Raw genomic sequence first — 16,711 nt, forward strand, 5'->3', positions numbered from 1 at the left:
ACAGAGGCATTTTTAATAATATTTGGATAAAGATTAATAATCTTGAGAGTTGTAAGTTTCGCCTCCAATATTCCAAGTTAGACCAAATCTAAGAGTGTTGTCCAAAGCACTGTTAACTTTTGACATATTAATTAGATAAGATAAGTCTAATCCAAAAGATTGATACTTAAGACCTACACCAACTGTTGCATACTGTCTTGCACCTTGCTCAGGACTTTCTGTAAAGTAACCCGCACGGATTGCAAATGCATCATCGTAAGAATATTCTGCAGCTCCTGAGAACATAATACTTTTTTTGTTACCGAAAGATTTTCCGATACCTTCCATAACACCCACGTTAGGGATCGTGTAAATTGGTTTTCCATTAGCATCATGATCAGATACTTCTGGACCTGGTACTAATAGTTTTGAAGCTTCACCACTGATGCTAAATCTGTTAAGATCATCAATAAATAAGTCATAACCTACACCTAATCTTGCCATTGTTGGTAGATATGATCTAGAGTTTTCATCACCTGTGTAGTCTAATCTTGGTCCAAGGTTTTGTATAGCCCAACCTCCGTTAACACGTCCTTCGTAATCACCGATACTTTGATGTTTTGGAGATCTGAAGTAACCAGATACATCAACTGCAAAAGTATTAGCTGGTTTTAGTGTGTTATCTGTGTTGAAACTTCCACCTAAATCTGATCTAATGAAACGCCCAGTAACAGCCATAGAGTAGTTGTCAGAAAGCTTAAGACCATAAGCAACGTCTAATGAAAATTCATTAGGTTTAGTTGTTCCTCCAGAGATAACTTCGTTACCCACTAAAGATGTTAAGTCAACTTGTCCCATGTTGAAGTAATAGATACTTGCACTCAACGTTGATCTTTCGTCGTCACCTAAAAACGTGTAGAATGAACCATAAAGTAGGAAAACGTCGTTTGTTAACTTACTCATATAAGGTGTATAGTTAACCCCAACCCCCGAAGTATTTTTAGCAAAAGGATATTTTGCAGCGTTCCAAAATTGTGAGAAAACATCTGTAGATGTCGCAACCCCTTGATCTCCCATACCTCCTGCTCTTGCGTCTGGTGAAATTCTTAAAAAAGGAGCTCCTGTTAGTACTGTGTAGTCAGATTGAGAGTAGGCAGCAATGCTTATTCCTAATCCCAAACCTAAAAAGAGTTTTTTTGTCAAATTCATAATTAGTTAGTTAGTGGTAAATTTTACCGTTTTAATATTTTTATTCTTTAGTTATTTTAATAATACCATTTTTTCGACTGCTGTTGCACTGCCTTTACATTTGTCTTGATTTTGGCTTTTTGCAAATATCTTAAAAATATATGTTCCTTTTGCAACACTATCACCAAAATCGTCTTTACCATCCCATTCGATAGCTTGTTTAGGTGTTCTGTAACCTTCTAAGAATGGTTCTGCAGTGATCGAGTTGGTTAATGTTCTTACTAATTTACCCGTTATAGTAAAAATTTGAACATTAACATCCAATATATCGTCGCAATTATGCTCAAACTGTACATATGTCTTATTGGTAAATGGATTTGGCCAGTTAAGAGGTCGATTAATAACCAATTGTTGTTGACTTTCATCTTTCACTACAAAGTTTAACGTAGAGCTTGTAGAATTATTGTTGATGTCCCAAACTTTAAATGTTAATTGGTGTTGTCCAGGTTTCAAATCACGGAACGGATAAGTTACGCTACCTTTTTGATAGTCTGCTAAACTTGCATTGATACAACCATTACTCTCACCAGAAGTGAAGTAGTCATTAAGAACTTTAGTGTTTATAACTTCGCCATCTAATAAGACCGTGATGTCATGTCCAATACCGGAACCAGTGGAATTAATACCAATATTATCCGTAACACAGGCTAACAGATTAGGATTTTGATCAGTAATACCTCCATCAGCAAAGTTGGTATTATTCATATACAACTGTACTTTTGGTGGTTCTGAGTCGTTTACTCCATTAGGATTAATTCCTCCAATTTTTTGAGCTTGATTTGTAAATACATCATATGCAGTGGTATTACCTTTAACAAAGTTATCTGCATAGGCTAATATACGACCATCTCCATCTGTATAATTGATATCTTTCGGAACATAAAATTCTACAATGTAATTTCCGTTTTCTACTTTACCGGACGCTTTAACAATAGGACTCCCTTCTTCACTAAAGCTAATTGTAGGATTCATTTTTGGTTGATTATCGTTATTTCTTGTTTTTTTTGTTAATTTTTTATCAAAAATATTAATAACAACACGACCATTGAAGTTACTATCTAGACTTCCATCAGCTTTTGTAACACGTCCTTTTATTTTAACAAAATCTAAAGCTCGAATTTTACCATCTTCAGGCGTGTCGATGTTATCAATTTTTAATAAGCGTTTTGGACGCGATAATTTCATTGCTGGATCGCCAAGAAAGTTAACACGTAAGTGATTAATATCTTTTCCTTTTATTTTTTTAGCTTTTAAAAAGGCTTGACCAAGAGTATAGAAATCGTCTTGATTTAAATCAAAAATACTTGCAGTAAAAAGTGATGTTAAATCTTCACCATAAGTCACAGCGATTGCTCGGCTAGAAGTAATCATTGTAGCCGCCCCTCCGGACTTTAATTTAATAATTTGTTCTCCTACAGAATTAGTATTTGGCTCATCCCAAAGCGTGAATTCGCATGTAATTGTTGAAACTAAAGGGAATCTGCTGTAAAGTGAAGTGTAATTATTAAAATTTTGAACTTCAGTAGAGGTTAAAACCCGTTCTTGTGCCCAACCATTAATACCACCATGTCCAAAATAGAATAAATATAAACTATTACCAACATCGTTACTAATAGCTTGATTAATCTGTGGAAAACGTTGACCTCCAGCACTTGTTTCTGGAGGGAAGGCATCAAGATAAAGTTTACGAATATTATATTCTGGCCTTTTGTTTTGGTATAAAATAGGTGGATTAGGGAAACTAGGAGTTGGATTAAGATAGCCATTTTCCATATTTGCACTCTTGAATGCATTTTCCATTGTATTATGGAAAGGTACATTATTGTCAGCATCATCATCAACTATAAAGTCTAGCTTCATTCGCCACTCGCCAAAAGGAGAAGATTGTCCCGGTAGAGCATTATAATATGCTAAAGTTTTGTCAATTAATAGTTTGGCTTCCGATGGGTTAGCCGCAGGTAATCGACCAATAGGGATGTCGGGAAGAATATTTGAAATATCCGAAGCGCTTTGTGGACTTGTCATAACAAAATAATCATCTGTCACGTAACTTTGCGCAAAGTCCTGACTATTCTCACTTTGATAACTTGGGATAATATCTGTATTATTTGCAACTCTGTTTTTAAAGTCATAAGATGTGTCTCCTAAGAGTAAAACGTATTTTAAGCTAGAAGAAGCATTCAACTTTGTAATAAAACTACGAATTGCAGTGATATCTTTACTTCCACTACTAAATTCATTATAGATTTTATTAACATCAACTATTTCAACATTATAAGAATTAGTTGTTCTATGATAACTGGCTAGACGTTGAGCTTCAGACATCATATTTGCAGGAGAAATTATCAAATAGTCTACATTGGATAAAGCCGAAAGATTTTGGTTTTCAATACGACCAACAAAGCTTGGGGCGAAAGCTGCAGATTGATTAAAAGCTACAAATTCATTATTGAAAGTGGGACTATTTGCAAGATAACCAATGTTAAAAACGTTTGAATTCCCACTTTGATTAAGTTTTCTCTTAACATTTGTAGTGTCCGATACGTCCCATACTTGCTCTAATCCATTGGTATTAGAGATCGAAAACCCGTAAGTATTATTACTTTTTTCATTAATACTAAAATCTCTAAATGCTAATTGACCTGCGTTATTATAGGTTAAGTCTTGTTTATATACAATTTCAGCATAATCCCAATAAAATTGACCAAGTGGGTTAGGACTAAGATTAGGTTTGTAGCTAAGAGTTATACTAGATGTTGGCGAATTTGTTATACTGCCATTGAAAGTCAGTAACGATACATCTTTTTGCGCTACTGTACTAGACTTAGTATCTTGTCCATTTATAGAAAATTCGATTTGATTACCTTGGCCGTTGTAACCTGCTACTCTAGTTTTATACAAGATTAGATCTGTTGACTTAAGAGGTGTTCTAAGGTCAAATTTTACTTCTTTATTAGTTGTGAAAGAATCACCAACCCAAAGTCGACCCAATTTGATGATATTAAATTTCTCCTCATTAATATATTGGTAATCGTCGTACCTTGTTATTAAAGTAGAAGGTGGATTTATGTTATCTTCTTGAATTCTTTTACCAGGACCAATGTCAAAATTAATAAAATAATAAGACGAATCTTCATACAGATTTACCAAATTAAGGCTTGTATCCAATCTTGTCTCTGTTCTACCATTTCTAGTCGCACTTTTTGTTTGATTAAAACCGTTAGGACCTTGGGCATAAAATAGTGCATAGTCTTCATCATTCCAAACACCATCGTTTTCTCCAACAACTTCTATCGCATTTTGTTGTAAAGACGAAAATGTAGCATCTTGGTTATATTCAGGCAACATAATACCGCCATTTCCATAAATTCTGAAATTTTTAGGATTAATGCTGGATACATTAATACCATTATCTTGCAAAAACTTTTTAGAAATTTTGAAGATACCAGACTTATCAACTTTTATTTTATAAAATGTACCACTTTGAAGCGGGTTATCTGTTGTGCCAATATCGGCTCCTTTGTGCAAGATTAGCGGTTTTGAGGAAAGATCAACATCAACAGAAACTAATCGATAAATCTCATTGTTAACTTTTTTAAGAACAGGAATATGTGCTACCCCTACATCAGTATTTAGTTTGTCGTTATATTCATAACTGATGTCATAATAGTCTGTATTAACTAAAATATCTTGATTAACATCAAATAAGTTTTCTGGTTTTGCTTTTTCCCAAACAAAGTTTTTAGCAAGGATTTCTTTGCCGTCATTTTTTTTCTCGATAGAAATAACGACGCCACGAGATCCTACGTTGTATCCTTCATTTTTAAAAAAAGGCATACTTTGTTTATAAGAGCCATAATCGAATGTTTTGCTACCTTCCCATTGTATGTTGACCTTTTGACCAAATACACCGATAGAGATTGCAACTAGTAATAGAGAGTAAAATTTCTTTCTCATTTAGAAAATATTCAATTTACAAAATAAACGAAAATTTAGATAAAAAGGTATATAACAATAAAACTTATTTATTTGCGTTAGAAAAAAAGCATATCATTATTTGATTAATTGAAATTTTTATTTTTTCTTTGTACTTTGTAAATGATTATATCAACTATGAAACAAATTAAATTGTTTTCACTTGCCCTTGGCTCAGCTTTAGTTCTTGCGAGTTGTGGTGGAGGTAACACTAAAAAAGGTGGTGGCACAAAGCGTTTTACTAGTAAAACGGGATGGAAACCAAATGAGAAAAACGGATACTTTTTCTCTGGCAAACAGCAAAAGCAGAAAGGTTGGCCAGGGATGGTGTATGTTGACGGTGGTACCTTTACTATGGGATTGGTGCAAGACGATGTAATGCATGACTGGAATAACACGCCACGTCGTATGCAGGTAAGTTCTTACTTTATTGGTGAAACTGAAATTACTAACTATGAATATAGAGAATACGTTACTTGGTTAAAGTATGTATTCCCTCCATCAGATCCGAATTTCAAAAATATCTATTCAGGTGCTTTACCAGATACTGTAGTTTGGAATAATAAGTTATCTCGTAATGCTTACGCAGAAACATATTTCCGTAATCCAGAATTTGACTATTATCCAGTAGTTGGTGTGTCTTGGTTACAAGCTACCAAATATTGTGATTGGTTAACTAACAGAGCTAACGAAAAAGCATTAATGCAAAAAGGTATTTTATCCAAAGATCTATATGCAAATGACTCGAACTTTAACGGTGAAAGTACATTTAGCATGGATAAATACAAAGCAAATGATTCCGAGTTAGATGCAGTTATCAATAAAGATAAATTGCAAAAACAATCTGGTATTAAAACATCTTCTCAAAGAATTGCAGCTGCTAACCGTAGCGCATCTTCTGGTATGGTGGAAAAATTCAGACTTCCAACTGAGGTGGAGTGGGAATTTGCAGCATTAGGCATGCAAAAAAATCGTAAGTATAATAACTATTTAGGCAAGACACCAGAAATTGATAAGCTAAAAGGTACAAAAGGTCGTAATAGAGGGATGTATCTTGAAAACTTCAAAATGTCAAGAGGTGACTATTCTGGAGTTGCTGGTTGGAAGAATGATGGTTCTCCTACAACTTCTGATGTTAGACAATATCAATCTAATGATTTAGGAATTTATGGTATGTATGGTAACGTTGCAGAATGGGTAGCAGATGTATATCGTCCACAAATTGATGAAGACTTCAATGACTTTAACTATTATAGAGGTAATGTTGTTGTTCAAACTGAAAAGAATGCTGACGGTACATATAAAAAAGTTGGTAATATGGATATTAAATATGATACCATGGCTAACGGTCAATTAGTTTATAGAGGTCTTCCTGGAGAATATGAAAGAAAAGTTGTACAAGATGACAGAAACTATAGAGATGGAGATTATCAATCATCTTTAGATATGTCAGGTACAAATTCTGATAGTACATTTAATATGTATAATTCAGTAAGAAAAGGATTTGTAGTTGATAAACATGGTAATGTAATCCTTGAGAAACAGAAAAAACAAGTTACAACCGCTATAACTAACGAAGTTCGTGTTGTTAAAGGAGGTTCTTGGTTAGACTCTTCTTATTGGTTAGATCCAGGACACAGAAGATACAAAGAAGAAGGAAAAACATTCAGTTGGATTGGTTTCCGTGTAGCACAAGATGCTAAAGACTCTGGAAAAAGAAGCAAAAGATAAAACTTCATATAAAGCAGTAGATTTTCTACTGCTTTTTTTATGCGAAATTATTTTTTAATCTTAATTTTGAGACATGAATATCGAATCATTTTATAAACTTTATAAAGAGGCTAACAACTGTATTATTGACAGTAGAAAGCTACAACCAAACGACATCTTTTTTGCATTCTCTGGTGAAAATTACAACGCAGCCGAAAAAGCGGAAGAAGTTATTACCAGTGGCGCTTTAGCGGTTGTTGTCGAAGATCCTAAATACAATAATCCTGGCCGTAATATTTTCTTTGTTGAATCAACTTTACAGTTTTTACAAGACTTATCAATTTATCACAGAAATCAACTTAATATTCCGATTATTGGTTTAACGGGGAGCAATGGTAAAACGACAACCAAGGAAATGATTAGCACGGTTTTGTCAAAAAAGTTTAATCTTCAATACACTTTTGGAAATCTAAATAATCATATAGGTGTACCTCTAACGATTTTGTCCATCAAATCAGAACATGAATTAGCTGTCGTCGAAATGGGAGCAAATCATCAAAAAGAAATCGAAGCGCTTTGTAAAATTGCGCAACCAACCATTGGTTATATCACCAATTTTGGAAAAGCACATCTTGAAGGTTTCGGCGGTTTCGACGGGGTTATTAAAGGAAAATCTGAATTGTACGATTATTTAAAAGCAAATGATAAAACAATTTTAGTTAACGAAGCAGATGCAATTCAATTAGAAAAAACAACGGATTACGTTAACAAAATCTCTTTTGGAAAACCAACTTCTGATTATGTTTTTGAAATTTTTGCAAAAGATCATTTCGTTGGTTTAATCTATCAAAACAAAAAGTTGCTTTCTAATTTAACAGGAAATTACAATTTCACTAATTTATCAGCTGCGGTTAGTTTAGGTTTGCATTTTAATATTCCATTTAATGATATTAAAGAAGCGATAGAAAGCTATTTTCCTAGTAATATGCGTTCGCAAGTTCAGAAAAAAGATGGTAAAACATTAGTCCTAGATACATATAATGCCAACCCAAGTAGTATGTCGGCGTCTTTGGATAATTTTAATGAATTTGAAGGTTCAAAAACAATTATTATCGGTGATATGTTGGAGCTTGGTACAGAAAGTGAGCTTGAGCATCAAATAATTTATGACAAAGCAAAAGCGCTTAGTTTTGATAAAATTATTACTGTCGGAAAAGAATTTAAAAAAGTAAATACGACTGATTTTGCATTCGAAAATACATCAGAATTAATAGAGTTTTTAAAAGAAAACCCTATAACAACAGACAATATTCTGTTAAAAGCATCTCGCGGAATTGCTCTCGAGAGAGCAATCGACCTGTTATGAGATGTCGTGTTTCGATAAAAAATCTGTAAGAATTAAAAGAATATTATTAAAAGTGGAAGTTTCGACATCGCGTTGGATTTCCACTTTGTTTTTCCATTCCACTTTGGTGATGCCTTCTTCAACTTGTGGTTTTGGTTCAGCAATGCCGTCATGTTTCATGTAATACCAATAGGTTTTTTTCAAGACAGGTTTTGACTTGATGTGGTACATATGGTAGGTCGAATTAATAAACTCGTGAAGTTCTAGATTTGTCAGTCCACATTCTTCTTCAACTTCGCGCAAAGCAGCAATATCACTAGATTCTCCAACTTCTATTTTACCTTTTGGAAGATCCCATTTTCCTAATCGATGGATGAAAAGTATTTTCTTTTCAGGGTTTAAAACAATACCGCCAGCAGCTTCAATAACTTGAAAATGTTGTTGATAATTAAGCCAAAGCTCTTCCAGATTGTTGTGATATATGGCAACATCTTTGGTCGAAGTGTTCTGCAAAAGATCCAAAGCGATATCAAATTGAAGATTCTCCTCAAATGCTATGTTACGCTCAACATTTTGAGGCGTTTCACTAAGGATTAATTTTTTTTCATTGATAAAAACTTTATACATTTGCGTAGCTTTAATATTAATACAAAAATAGAAAAATGAATCTAGAAGGACGCAAAATTATCGTAAATAAATCGGTTAAAGATTTGACAGAAATGCTTAAGAATGCTGAAGATTACAAAGCATTGATGCCAGAGAGTCTTCAGAATTTTGAAGCGAGAGAAGGTGGTTTCAAATTTGGATTAAAAGGAATGCCTGAGATTGCGCTTAAGATTCAGGAAGTTACAGAAGAAAAAGTTGTTTTAGTTTCTGCAAGTTCTAGTTTGGATTTCGCGTTGACTGGTAATATGAGCCCAATTAATGAGAATCAAACTGAAGTTCAATTATTATTTGATGGAAAATTCAATCCATTTATCAAAATGATGGTTGAAAAACCCCTGAAAAACTTTATCGATGCTTTGACTGATAAAATCGAGCAACTTTAGAATTTAAGAAAAATCCCTGATGAATGGTCGTTTGAACTTCCTGTAACTGAGGAAAGTATGTTAATGTCGCCGTTTGTTTTTAGGACAGCCATAAAAGCAAAAATCAAAGCCTCCTTGTAATCAATTATTTGTCTATTTGGAATAATGACTTGGGTTTTGGTTTTTGCTTTAATTTTTTCTATTAAAAAAGTGTTGTGAGTTCCACCGCCTGTAAACAAAGCAGTTTTGATGTTATTTTGAATTAAATTAATAGCGATTTGCTCAGCAGCATGTTCTGTAAAAGTTGCTAATATTTCTAAATCCGAAAAGTCTTTTAATAAAGGCATTACGTGAGATTCTACCCATTCGTAACCTAGAGATTTTGGTTCGGATAATTGGTAAAATTCGATGTTATTTAACTTTTTTAAAAGTTCCGAATCAACATTTCCTTGCTTTGCTAATTCGCCATCTTTATCGAAATTTTGACCTTGTTTTTTCGCAAAATAATTTAAAATAATATTGACGGGACAAATGTCGTAACCAATTCTTTTTTCATCTTTTTTAAACGAAATATTAGAAAATCCACCGAGATTAACACAAGCATCAACTTCCGAAAACAAAAGTTCGTCACCTATCGGAACCAACGGAGCGCCGCTTCCGCCCATCAAGACGTCTTGCATTCTGAAATCGTAAACGATATTTTTCTTCGTTAAAATCTGTATGGCGCGACCATCGCCAATCTGAAGTGTAAATTTCTTTTCAGGTTGATGAAAAATCGTGTGACCATGTGAGCCGATAACATCTAAATTTTCAATGTTGTGTTTAGAAATAAAGTTTTGGCTAAGTTTTCCAAGTAGAAATCCATAATCGGAATTTAATTCAAATAACCCCTCAGCATTGAGGTTAACAGCGTTTCGGAGTTTATTTTCCCAAGCTTCTGAATAAGGAATTGTTTCAGTTTCTAAAATCTCAAAACGCCAATTTTCATCACTTTTCCAAAATTTAGAATAACATAAATCTAGTCCGTCGAGACTTGTCCCAGACATTAATCCAAGTGCGAAAAACTCCTGTGAAGTTGCCATTATAAGCCGGTTTTAGGAAGACCTTTGGTGTTGAATTGACCTGAGTTGTTGTAGAATGTATATTCTGTAAAGTCGTCTTTTGCGACCATTCCGTTGGCACCAACCAAAATATTACCATCTTGATCGGACACAAAAACTGTGTCTTTGGTGTACATTTTTCGGTTCTTTTTGTCCCAATTAATACTTTCTGTTACGAAAGTTCGACCTTCATTAGTAACAATTTTTACGCGACCTTTCGCAAAATAGAAGTCTTTTTTCTCATCATATTTTGCATATTTTGCCCAAATTTTCCCAGGAACTTTCGGATTTTTTTTATCAAAATATTCTAGATAGATTCCTTTTTTTGCCTCGACATAAGGCGAGTCTATTAACTCGTATTTTTCTAGCAAAGGCGCATCAAATCGCACTTTTACCTTACCCGAATCTCTCTGTATAATTTTTGCGTTATGGATAACTTGAGACTCAAAATTGGTGTTTTTCTTACGATCGCGTTTTGTGATGTCTTCGTCGCAAGAGTGTAAAACAAAAAGCATTAAGAAACTTAATAGAATTTTGTTTCTTAATGCTGTATGATTTGATATGTTACTAATTTTAAAAATCATTAGTAATAAATCTTAATTCTAGTTGTAAAGTCTTTTTGCAAACCACTTATCGGCAAAGTTAATACCTATGCGTAAGTTGATAAAGTTCTGTTGAATAAGATTGTTGGTAAGTGTACCTGTTTTTCCGATTTCTAAACCAAGATCAACAGAGTTCATTCTTGTTACACTACTTTTTTGGAATGGTAACGTAACACCTCCAGTTACTGCAAATCTATTGATGTTTTGTCCAGCTAGGTTAAGTGCTCCTTTTTGATAATAAGCCCCGTAACGATAGGTAACACGAGAGAAGTAATTTCTAAAGTTGTTGTAGTTAGGAAGAATCCAACCTCCAGCAGAAATTTTATAAGAATTTTGATATGCTAAAGTTTGTCCCAAAAAGTTGAAGTTTTCTCCATTTTTGTAGTCTAACTGCGTCCCAACAAACCATTTTGTCTCATGACCATAACCAAGACCAATTGAAAATTCTTGAGGTAAGAATTTTTTATCTTTAGTTTCTAATTGATCGATAATCGTTTCGTAACCTTTAACATCGCCAACACCTTTGTAATATGTGCTATTGGTGTATGTACTTTCCATTTGACCAGTCGTACCAAAAGTATAAGTTGCACCAACAGTCAACTTGTGATCGTTAATGAATTTCTTTTGGTAGGTTGTACCAAGCGTAAAGTTGAAAGATTTAATCTTGTTGCTATTTTCGTAACCGCTTAACAATTCTGCGTCAGAGAAAGTTACTTCTTCAAGATCGTAAAGTTTTCCGAAATAGAAATTTGTTCTAATACCTAAAGCAAAACTTGGTGTAATCTGATAACCAAGCGCTGCTTGTATCGTGTTAAGAGTACCTTTTCCTGTGTATTTGTGCCCTTCGATAGTTCCGGTGTCTGCGTTAGTCGATGTACGAAGTATTTCGTATTGCTTAGAGCTATAAGGTTGAAAGCCTAATCCGAATTTAACCTTCTTGCTAAGGGGCATTGCAATAGCAATATTTGACAAATAATTAGAGTGTTTTGTTACACTTGTATTATTATAGTCGGTTTTGTAAAAGTTATTTTCGTTGGTTCCTTCAACTTTAATGGTTGCTAATTCTAGGTTGGTATTAGCTGCTGGGTTTCTAAAGTTAAAACTATTATTAAAATCCCAAATATATGCAGTAGAAACGCCTCCCATTGAATTTATTTCCACAGTGTTATCATACTTTACATCACCAATTCCGTAGGCTGCATATGGAGAATTACCCACGCTTTGTGCGTTTAGATAGATTCCCGCTGTAAGTAATGATACGACAAAAGTCTTTTTCATCCGTTATTATTATCAAACCGCAAATATCTTAATTAATAATGAATCTCAAAAATTTATTTGGCGTTAAAGTTTGTTAAGTAGATGAATACTACAATAATTGACGTTCCTTTTAGATTTTTATTAAACTTAAACAATACAAATCCTCAAACTTATTTCTTTATATTTGTTGACATGAAATGGGAAAACATAATCGGGCAACAAAAACTGAAAAATCTTCTTTTATCCAGTATTGACGATAATCGAGTAGGACACGCACAGCTTTTTGTTGGTGAAGAAGGTTACGGTACATTGGCAATGGCTTTGGCTTTTTCTCAAGAGATTTTGTCTCGTGAAAATGCAACTGCAGCTCAAAAAGTAGAACATCTTAACCATCTCGATTTACATTTTAGTTTTCCAATTTTTACTGAGAAAAATATTTCGCTTAGTAAGCGTTATTTTATAGAATGGCGTGAGATGATTCTCAAAAATCCGTATTCTAGTTTTGACGACTGGACCAATTATCTAGATTCAGAAAAGAAACAATTCTTTATTTCGGCACAAGAAGCCGAAGATATGCATGCTAATTTTGCACTAAAAAGTTTTGAAGGCGGTAGCAAAATTCTCATCATTTGGCGTGCTGAAAAAATGAATGAAGAAGCGGCTAACAAAATTCTGAAATTCTTAGAAGAGCCGCCAAAGAAGACTTACATTATATTATGTTCGGAAAAAATTGATAATATTCTGCCGACGATACTTTCTCGTTGTCAAATTGTTGAAGTCCCAAGAATTGATGATACGGACATAAAAACTTATCTTTCTTCAAAATTTCCAGATGCTGATGCATCACAAATTGATGCTGCAGTTGGACAAGCTCGAGGAAATCTAAATGACGCCCAAAAGATATTAGAAACAGGATCATCATCTAACGAGTTCGAAACTTTGTTTATACAATGGGTTCGTAATGCTTTTATGGCGAAAAAGAAACCTGAAGTTTTGCGTGCCATCATCCGTTGGTCACATGAGATTAGCACTTGGAATCGTGATAAACAAATTCGTTTTTTAGAATTCTGTACAGAGACTTTCCGTTTGGCATTGTTGCAAAATTATGCGAGTTCAAATCTTGTATATAGAAAGTTGGATAGCAATGGTTTTGGTTGGGATGCTTTTTCGACTTATATCAGCGGAGCCAATATCGAAGCGATTCTTGATGAGTTGACGGATGCCAGTTATCATATTTCTCGTAATGCTAACGCCAAAGTTGTTTTGACTGATATGGGCATCAAATTGACACGACACATTCATAAAAAGGCTGTTTAAGCTTTTCGCAAAAATTTTAATTTTTATTTAATAAAAATTTATTCAATCAATCGTTTGATTTTATTTAAAAATAATTTACATTTGCAGCAAAATTAATGTGAATGGAAATCTCTAAGGAAGAAAATATTCTTTTTGCCGCCGAAAGGCTTTTTGCTAAAAATGGCTTTGGCAGTACTTCCACACGCGAAATTTGTAAGGAAGCGAATGTAAATATTTCAATGATTTCGTATTATTTTGGTTCTAAAGAAAAACTTTACGAACGCATTTTCGAATACAGAATGAACGAAAGTGTGAGTTTCGGAAAAGATATTATTTCTAAACCCAATCTTAACGAATGGGAAAAATTCGAACTTCTTATTGACCAATTTTGTAATAGAGTGGTTCGTCTACGTGCTTTTTACAGGATTATGCAACGTGAACAATTAAGTAACAAAACCGCTTTCATCATCGATTTTTTAAAAACGTCTAAAATGAATTTTTTAGAGTTTTATTCCAAATTAATAAAGTCTGGTTACGATAATGGCGTTTTCACAAAACTTCCAAAAGTAGAATATGTTCACTCAACAATTGCAGGGACTTTATTTGCTGGCGTTAACGCAACACCTATGTATAAAGAATTTGCTGGTGCTCAAAACGATGCCAACTTCGAAGCTGTATACTACGAAGGACTAAGCGAACATTTAAAAAACGTATTAAAATACCTGTTAGGTTATAATGAAAAATAAAGGAATTAATTTAGGAATATTACTACTCATCAGTAGTAATATTTTTTTTCAAGCACAGACAAAAAAGAATTTAACACTTTCCGAAGCCATCGATCTTGGCATTAAGAATAGTAAAAGTCTTAAAATCGACGAAGCAAAAATTGAAGAAGCGACAGCTAATCTTCTCGAGGCTAAAAATCGACAACTTCCCGATCTTAAAATTTCTGGGACTTATATGTATATGCCGATAAAGCCGAATGTTACTATCAAACTTCCTGGTATGGGCGGTGGTGCAGGTCCAGAGGTTAATCAGGTGATGTTTGGTTCTGCAAATTTGTCGTATCCAATTTTTTCTGGTGGTCGAATTAAATATGGTATTGAGTCCGCAAAATATTTAGTAGAAGCTTCAAAATTAAGTTCGGAAAACGATAAAATTTCGGTGGCTTATAATGTGGCACAAGCTTACAATAACATGTTTAAAGCGTCGCAAGCGATTAAACTTTTGGAAGAAAGTCTTTCGGCATCCGAAAAGCGTGACCAATCTTTTATTAAACTTGAAGACAACGGTGTTATTGCTCGTAATGATCGTTTGAAAGCGCAATTACAAACTTCTAATATCGAAGTTCAGTTATTGGAAGCTCACAACAATTACGACATTGCAAATATCAATATGGATTTGTTGTTAGGTTTGGCAGATAATACAGAAATCGAGATTGATCCTAATTATATCGAAGATCAAAACTTGCAAGACGACAATTATTATTTGACGGAAGCCTTTAAAAATAGAAAAGACAAGCAAGCTTTAGAATATCAACAAAAAGCTGCAATGCTCGGTACCAAAGCTGCAAAAGCCGAGAATCTTCCGACAATTGCTTTAACAGGTGGTTACGTCGCAGCGGACATTCCGAAGGTTTTGACAGTGACCAATGCTGTTAATTTCGGTGTAGGCGTACAATATAATTTAGCAAATATTTGGAAAAAGAATTCGAGTTTGGGTAAATCTTTAGCTTTTGAAAAACAATTGGAGGCTTCTTCTGAATTGTTAAATGACCACATCACTTTGGATGTTAAAAAAGATATTCAGAACGAAAAACTGGCTTACAGAAAAATCGATGTTTATCAAAGAGCGGTCGAACAAGCCAACGAAAATTTTAGAATTACTAAAAATAAATTCGATAATGGTTTAGCAACAATGACCGAATTGCTAGATGCGGATACTGCAAAATTAGCGGCGCAAGTTAACCTTATCAATTCTAAAGCAGATGCGACTTTAGCACACAAAAAATTATTACAAACAACAGGAAACTATTAATAAAACTATACTTAACACAATGTCAGATACAAACAATACAACAATAGAAACGCCTAAAAAGAAAAGTCCCATTAAATTCATCGTTATGGCAGCGGTTATTCTTGGTGGTGGTTATTACGGACTTAAAGAATATCAGTATTCACAAGTGCATGAGGAGACAGACGATGCGCAAATTGCTGCAGATGTAACGCCTGTTATTTCTAAAATTTCTGGTTACGTTGCAGAAATTAAGGTTAAAGATAATCAGTTTGTGAAAAAAGGCGATACGCTTGTCGTTTTGGATAATCGCGACCAAAAAATGATTTTGGAACAAGCACTAGCTGCACTAGGAACTGCATCTAGCAATGTAAGTAGCGCGCAAGCTGGTGCTAATGCGGCATTACAGAATGTTAACACGTCGAGAGCGGCGATTGCAACAGCGAACGCACAAATTGAAGCAGCAAAAGTTAATGTTTGGAAAACCGATCAAGATCTAAAACGTTACACAACGTTGGTTAAAGATCATTCGATTACGCAACAACAATATGAACAAGCTTTAGCAGCGAAACAAACTGCTGATAGACAATTACAAGTTTTAGTTGAACAAAGAAACCAGGCAACGCAACAGACAGGAAGTGTTAACTCTCAATCGATGGCGACGTCTGAGCAAATTGGTATCGCAAATTCTGTTGTTAAACAAAGACAAGTTGATGTAGAAAATGCAAAACTTAATTTGTCATACACCGTGATTCTTGCTCCAGAAGATGGTTTTGTATCAAAAGTACCAACACAAAAAGGACAATTCTTACAAGCTGGATCTCAGATTTTTAGTTTAGTTAATAAAAATGATAAATGGGTAATCGCCAACTTTAAAGAAACACAACTTTCTAAAATGGTGGAAGGTCAAAAAGTTAATATAGAAATCGATGCTTTTCCGGATCAAGAATTCCACGGGGTAATTAGTTCTTTTTCGCCAGCGACAGGTTCGACGTTTTCATTACTTCCTCCTGATAATGCGAGTGGTAACTTTGTGAAAGTGGTTCAACGTCTACCAGTTAAAATCACATTTGATCATGCAGATCCAAAAGTTTTGGAAAAACTACGTGCTGGGATGAATGTTAAAGTTAGCGTTTCATTAAAAAGCTAAACACTACA

Annotated in this window: 13 protein-coding genes; 7 read left to right on the plus strand and 6 right to left on the minus strand. The window is 34.1% G+C overall.

The window, feature by feature from the left end:
• Nucleotides 1–33: 33 nt before the first annotated feature.
• Nucleotides 34–1,188 carry a type IX secretion system outer membrane channel protein PorV gene (gene porV, locus RT037_RS02855; protein ID WP_312321514.1) on the minus strand — a complete coding sequence of 385 codons (1,155 nt, stop codon included), beginning with the start codon at nt 1,186–1,188 and terminating at the stop codon, nt 34–36.
• Nucleotides 1,189–1,239: 51 nt separating this feature from the next.
• Nucleotides 1,240–5,184 (minus strand): type IX secretion system sortase PorU, encoded by a 3,945-nt coding sequence (gene porU, locus RT037_RS02860; RefSeq protein ID WP_313028030.1) that lies wholly within the window; start codon nt 5,182–5,184, stop codon nt 1,240–1,242.
• Between the two features lie 156 nt (nt 5,185–5,340).
• On the opposite strand from porU, the gene gldJ reads away from it, so the two are divergent.
• Nucleotides 5,341–6,933, plus strand: coding sequence for a gliding motility lipoprotein GldJ (gldJ, locus tag RT037_RS02865; RefSeq protein ID WP_312321512.1), 1,593 nt, complete (start codon nt 5,341–5,343; stop codon nt 6,931–6,933).
• Between the two features lie 73 nt (nt 6,934–7,006).
• Complete coding sequence (gene murF / locus RT037_RS02870) at nt 7,007–8,278, plus strand: UDP-N-acetylmuramoyl-tripeptide--D-alanyl-D-alanine ligase (RefSeq protein ID WP_313028032.1); 1,272 nt, start codon at nt 7,007–7,009, stop codon at nt 8,276–8,278.
• On the opposite strand, the gene RT037_RS02875 is transcribed toward murF, so the two are convergent.
• Nucleotides 8,273–8,884 (minus strand): NUDIX domain-containing protein, encoded by a 612-nt coding sequence (locus RT037_RS02875; protein WP_312321510.1) that lies wholly within the window; start codon nt 8,882–8,884, stop codon nt 8,273–8,275. The genes murF and RT037_RS02875 overlap by 6 nt on opposite strands.
• Before the next feature lie 35 nt (nt 8,885–8,919).
• Here RT037_RS02875 and RT037_RS02880 point away from each other — a divergent pair, with 35 nt between their 5' ends.
• Nucleotides 8,920–9,306 carry an SRPBCC family protein gene (locus RT037_RS02880; protein WP_312321509.1) on the plus strand — a complete coding sequence of 129 codons (387 nt, stop codon included), beginning with the start codon at nt 8,920–8,922 and terminating at the stop codon, nt 9,304–9,306.
• Here RT037_RS02880 and RT037_RS02885 read toward each other — a convergent pair.
• From RT037_RS02885 to RT037_RS02895, 3 genes are read right to left on the minus strand one after another with little or no spacing between them, the layout of a single operon-like run.
• Nucleotides 9,303–10,367 (minus strand): anhydro-N-acetylmuramic acid kinase, encoded by a 1,065-nt coding sequence (locus RT037_RS02885; protein WP_313028035.1) that lies wholly within the window; start codon nt 10,365–10,367, stop codon nt 9,303–9,305. The genes RT037_RS02880 and RT037_RS02885 overlap by 4 nt on opposite strands.
• Nucleotides 10,367–10,969 (minus strand): LPS export ABC transporter periplasmic protein LptC, encoded by a 603-nt coding sequence (lptC, locus tag RT037_RS02890; protein WP_313028036.1) that lies wholly within the window; start codon nt 10,967–10,969, stop codon nt 10,367–10,369. Before lptC ends, RT037_RS02885 begins: the two co-directional genes overlap by 1 nt.
• A gap of 18 nt (nt 10,970–10,987) precedes the next feature.
• Nucleotides 10,988–12,265 carry a hypothetical protein gene (locus RT037_RS02895; RefSeq protein WP_313028037.1) on the minus strand — a complete coding sequence of 426 codons (1,278 nt, stop codon included), beginning with the start codon at nt 12,263–12,265 and terminating at the stop codon, nt 10,988–10,990.
• 171 nt (nt 12,266–12,436) lie between these two features.
• Here RT037_RS02895 and RT037_RS02900 point away from each other — a divergent pair, with 171 nt between their 5' ends.
• The 4 genes from RT037_RS02900 to RT037_RS02915 all read left to right on the plus strand — a co-directional run bounded on the left by RT037_RS02900 (nt 12,437) and on the right by RT037_RS02915 (nt 16,703).
• On the plus strand, nt 12,437–13,561 hold the full coding sequence (locus tag RT037_RS02900) for a DNA polymerase III subunit delta' (RefSeq protein WP_313028241.1): 1,125 nt from the start codon (nt 12,437–12,439) through the stop codon (nt 13,559–13,561).
• Between the two features lie 101 nt (nt 13,562–13,662).
• Complete coding sequence (locus RT037_RS02905) at nt 13,663–14,286, plus strand: TetR/AcrR family transcriptional regulator (RefSeq protein ID WP_313028039.1); 624 nt, start codon at nt 13,663–13,665, stop codon at nt 14,284–14,286.
• Nucleotides 14,276–15,577: a TolC family protein gene (locus tag RT037_RS02910; RefSeq protein ID WP_313028040.1), complete on the plus strand. Its 1,302-nt coding sequence runs from the start codon at nt 14,276–14,278 to the stop codon at nt 15,575–15,577. Before RT037_RS02905 ends, RT037_RS02910 begins: the two co-directional genes overlap by 11 nt.
• Before the next feature lie 19 nt (nt 15,578–15,596).
• A complete protein-coding gene (locus tag RT037_RS02915; protein WP_312321502.1) occupies nt 15,597–16,703 on the plus strand; it encodes an HlyD family secretion protein in 1,107 nt (368 codons plus the stop codon).
• Nucleotides 16,704–16,711: the final 8 nt, after the last annotated feature.

This window comes from Soonwooa sp., assembly GCF_032062245.1.
Classification (GTDB): Bacteria; Bacteroidota; Bacteroidia; order Flavobacteriales; family Weeksellaceae; genus Soonwooa.

What these genes read in the sequence shown, in the direction of transcription:
- porV (WP_312321514.1), bottom strand. Translation starts at nt 1,188, where the DNA reads ATGAATTTGACAAAAAAACTCTTTTTAGGTTTGGGATTAGGAATAAGC.
- porU (WP_313028030.1), bottom strand. Translation starts at nt 5,184, where the DNA reads ATGAGAAAGAAATTTTACTCTCTATTACTAGTTGCAATCTCTATCGGT.
- gldJ (WP_312321512.1), top strand. Translation starts at nt 5,341, where the DNA reads ATGAAACAAATTAAATTGTTTTCACTTGCCCTTGGCTCAGCTTTAGTT.
- murF (WP_313028032.1), top strand. Translation starts at nt 7,007, where the DNA reads ATGAATATCGAATCATTTTATAAACTTTATAAAGAGGCTAACAACTGT.
- RT037_RS02875 (WP_312321510.1), bottom strand. Translation starts at nt 8,884, where the DNA reads ATGTATAAAGTTTTTATCAATGAAAAAAAATTAATCCTTAGTGAAACG.
- RT037_RS02880 (WP_312321509.1), top strand. Translation starts at nt 8,920, where the DNA reads ATGAATCTAGAAGGACGCAAAATTATCGTAAATAAATCGGTTAAAGAT.
- RT037_RS02885 (WP_313028035.1), bottom strand. Translation starts at nt 10,367, where the DNA reads ATGGCAACTTCACAGGAGTTTTTCGCACTTGGATTAATGTCTGGGACA.
- lptC (WP_313028036.1), bottom strand. Translation starts at nt 10,969, where the DNA reads ATGATTTTTAAAATTAGTAACATATCAAATCATACAGCATTAAGAAAC.
- RT037_RS02895 (WP_313028037.1), bottom strand. Translation starts at nt 12,265, where the DNA reads ATGAAAAAGACTTTTGTCGTATCATTACTTACAGCGGGAATCTATCTA.
- RT037_RS02900 (WP_313028241.1), top strand. Translation starts at nt 12,437, where the DNA reads ATGAAATGGGAAAACATAATCGGGCAACAAAAACTGAAAAATCTTCTT.
- RT037_RS02905 (WP_313028039.1), top strand. Translation starts at nt 13,663, where the DNA reads ATGGAAATCTCTAAGGAAGAAAATATTCTTTTTGCCGCCGAAAGGCTT.
- RT037_RS02910 (WP_313028040.1), top strand. Translation starts at nt 14,276, where the DNA reads ATGAAAAATAAAGGAATTAATTTAGGAATATTACTACTCATCAGTAGT.
- RT037_RS02915 (WP_312321502.1), top strand. Translation starts at nt 15,597, where the DNA reads ATGTCAGATACAAACAATACAACAATAGAAACGCCTAAAAAGAAAAGT.